The organism is Bartonella sp. AA86SXKL (genome assembly GCF_042196885.1).
On record NZ_JBHIRE010000151.1, the window covers coordinates 346 to 1,030 of the forward strand.

Sequence of the window (685 nt, forward strand, 5' to 3'; positions counted from 1 at the left end):
AGCGCCTCTTTTCTTGGTTTTCAAATGCACTTTATGGCAATGGTCTTGCCATTGATAGGGAGCAAGCAAAATAACGGTGTATTGTTCATCCTGAAGTTTACCGAGCTCTTAATGGATCACTTGCAACCGCTAAACGACGCAACAGACAAGGTCAATTAATCGTTTCTGTCGCCGTGCCTGTTCAACGCTATCGAGCTGTGGTAGGTGCGCTTCTTCTTTCAACCACCGGTTCGGATATTGATGACATTGTAAAAGGTGAAAGACTGGTTATTTTTAAAGTTTTTGCCGTCGTAGGCAGCGTGCTTTTGGTACTTTCTCTCTTTTTAGCTCATACAATTGCCCATCCACTCAGCAAATTATCTGCTTCTGCCAACCGTGTGCGCAATGGCAATAATAAGCGCGTAGAAATTCCTGATTTTTCAATGCGTGAAGATGAAATTGGTCACCTTTCGACCTCTATTCGTGATATGACAAATGCCCTTTATATGCGTATTGAAGCCATTGAACGCTTTGCTGCTGATGTAAGCCACGAATTAAAAAATCCGCTTACCTCACTGCGTAGTGCTGTTGAAACCCTTCCTTTGGCTAAAAATGAAGAAGCACAGGAACAATTGATTGAAATTATTCAACATGATGTGCGTCGTCTTGACCGTTTGATTACTGATATTTCTGATGCATCGCGACT

At 42.3% G+C, this 685-nt stretch carries 1 pseudogene; it reads left to right on the forward strand.

Annotated features, from left to right (window positions below):
* Positions 1–685 (forward strand): annotated as a pseudogene (locus ACFIO5_RS10640) (histidine kinase dimerization/phospho-acceptor domain-containing protein); the annotation flags it as partial.